The organism is Cryobacterium sp. Y11 (assembly GCF_002929535.1).
Taxonomy (GTDB): domain Bacteria; phylum Actinomycetota; class Actinomycetes; order Actinomycetales; family Microbacteriaceae; genus Cryobacterium.
In genome coordinates this window covers 1-2,429 of record NZ_PJJO01000017.1, presented here as the reverse complement: position 1 = coordinate 2,429, position 2,429 = coordinate 1, and the positions used below count along the sequence as shown (strand labels likewise).

Here is a 2,429-nt window from a genome sequence, read left to right as displayed (position 1 = left end):
CGACGTCGGCCCAGAGTGTGTCGGAGGCGATCACGTTGATCGACACGCTGCGCGCATCGGCTGCTGTGCGACGTGCCGCGACGCAGTTCTCGATGAGCCCGCTCACGTCGGTGGCCGTGATGTGCAGCCCCAGTAGGGCTGTGCCGGTGCTCCGCCCGAGGAGCAGGTCTGCGAGTATCGTGTCCATCTGCTCGGCGTTGCGCACGATTATCCCGACGCGCCGCTCAACCGCCGACGCATCAGTCGTGTGCAGCACCAGCTCGGCATTGCCCAGAATCGATGTGAGTGGTGTGCGCAGCTCGTGAGTGACCGCTTCGATCAGGTCGTCGCGGGCGCGCACCGCTTGCTCGGTGAGGGCGGTCTGCGCTGCGAGTTGCATCTTTTTTCGACGGATGCGCACGCCCGATACCCCGGCTGCCCCCGCCAAAATCAGCAGCGTCAGCGGGTAGGCGACGATGCGGATAAAACTAGTAGGCTCAATGTCTTCGCCGTAGGCCTGAAAGAGACCCACCGGACTGGTGACCACGAGAAGGGCAACGCCAGCCAGCACACCGCGCATGCCGAACGAGTACGCGATCCAGATCAGGGGCAGAATCAGCAGCAAGGCGCCGCCCGAAAGTGTTGCGCCTTCCGCGCGCGCGGTGAACCGAATACCGAGCAGATCGACAAGCGGTAACAGCACCGCAAACCGTTGCAGGCCTGGCCGGTTGCGCCAGATCAGGGTGATCAGAGTGATCACGGTGATGATGCCGGCGCCGGCGGCGTAGAGAAGCGGGTCGAGGGCAGCCGGTTGGCTGAGCAGTACCGCCGAGCCGACGACCACCAGGGCGCCGAACACAACGCCTTGAAACTCCAGCAGGGCTCGACCCGTGTCGCGGCGTGCCTGATCTGTCCCCATGGACTCAGACTAAGGTTCCACGCGGCCATTACAGGGGCAATTCCCACTATGGGGGGGGTGCCCTTCTGCGTTTCGTCAAGGGGTTGCGGGTGATTGGGCTTTCTAGATTGTGCCGTCGCGGAGCATGGCGTAGAGGACGTCGCAGCGTCGTCGGGGTAGGGCGATGAGGGCTGGGTTGTGGCGTTTTCCGTGGGCGATCTTCCGGTCGGAGTAGGTGCGTGCGACGGGGTCGTTCAGGGCGGCGAAGGCGGAGAGGTACAGCGCTTGTTTGAGGGCCTTGTTGCCTCGTTTCGAGGGGTGTTCGCCGCGGATGGGTGATCCTGATCGTCTGGTGACGGGGCAGGTCCGGCGTAGGAGGGGAGGTGCCCGGCGGTGGCGATTCCTTCCCGGAGACTTCCGTGACGAGGCTGGCGGCGGTCCTGACGCCGGCGCCGGGCATGCTGGTTGGGAGGGGTTCCAGCGGGTTCGCAGTTACGAGTTGTTCGACTTCAACTTCGACGGCGATTTCGGCGCGTTGACGGTGGAGGGTGCCCAGCTGTCCGGCGAGGCCCGGCGGGAGTCGCGTGGGCCCGCGGTCTTCATTGCGGTCGGCGTCGGGTATTTCTGGAGGAGGTCTAGGACTGCTGGGTGGTCAAGGTGCGGGCGGAGAACCCGCTCGAACGCTGGGTGGATCTGTATCTTTTCCAACGTCAACACCGATGAACACGTCAACGCTGTCGTAGTTCTCAATCATGAGTTCCCTGTCAGGTATGCGGAGCGGTTGGCCTGTCCACGGCATCACGTCTCGGCATCCACGTTGCGTTCGGCTAAGAAACGCGTTCCAGTTGAGCCGCTATCAGCGATCACCTAATACCAGTCAGGCCCGGTGACACCCCCGGATCGTGAATGGCTGGGGGCAACAACCATGCCGGGCCTAACAGGCCAATACCCCAATGGAGCAAGCTTCACGGGCTACTTGCAAGGTAACGGGGACAAAACTGGGTTAATCCTGTAGTTGCCGGGCCGAAATCTGCCGTGAATCCTGATTCTGATTTGGCATTCTGATATTTGCACGCTTCTGTCTGGTGTGTGTCACGACATTTTGAGTCATCTTTATGCCACCGGGGCGGCGGTTGACGTGTTGGTGTGGTCTTGCGTGAAATTAGCACTTGATGGGGGAGACGGCGTGATTCACCGTGAATAACACATGTTCGGTTGTTGTAGTGAGCGCGCCGGCGGCTCACGCACTCGGCGCGACTGGTTTTAGCGGCGGCGGTATCGCCCTGATCGCTGCAGGCTTGTTGGTCGCCGGGTTTGTCATCGTGGCTGTGCGCTCTTGCCGCCGCGATTTTCGCGCTGTTGGCTCGGTACTGGCCGTTGCTTGTGTTGTAGCGATGTTGACTGGTGTGGGTTTCACTCCGGCGCAGGCTGCGCAGTCCAGCACCGCGTTAGCAACCGCCCTGACCCCGGTCGCGTTCGACGCGGTCGATTTCTCGCACACCGCGCAGGCGGTGACAGCGGCTGCTACTTTGACCGCCGACGACCTTACTGG

The 2,429-nt window shown here is 62.5% G+C and carries 2 protein-coding genes and 1 pseudogene; 1 reads left to right on the top strand and 2 read right to left on the bottom strand.

The features are described 5' to 3' along the window. Together CXY75_RS00175 and CXY75_RS00170 are read right to left on the bottom strand one after the other, a co-directional pair. Positions 1–898: histidine kinase dimerization/phospho-acceptor domain-containing protein (locus tag CXY75_RS00175; protein ID WP_304481702.1), on the bottom strand; the 898-nt coding region annotated here is incomplete at its 3' end. 102 nt (positions 899–1,000) lie between these two features. Beyond that, positions 1,001–1,573 (bottom strand): annotated as a pseudogene (locus tag CXY75_RS00170) (transposase); the annotation flags it as partial. A 527-nt stretch (positions 1,574–2,100) separates the two neighbouring features. Here CXY75_RS00170 and CXY75_RS00165 point away from each other — a divergent pair. Next, on the top strand, positions 2,101–2,429 hold a 329-nt coding region (locus tag CXY75_RS00165; protein ID WP_146069284.1), incomplete at its 3' end, for a hypothetical protein.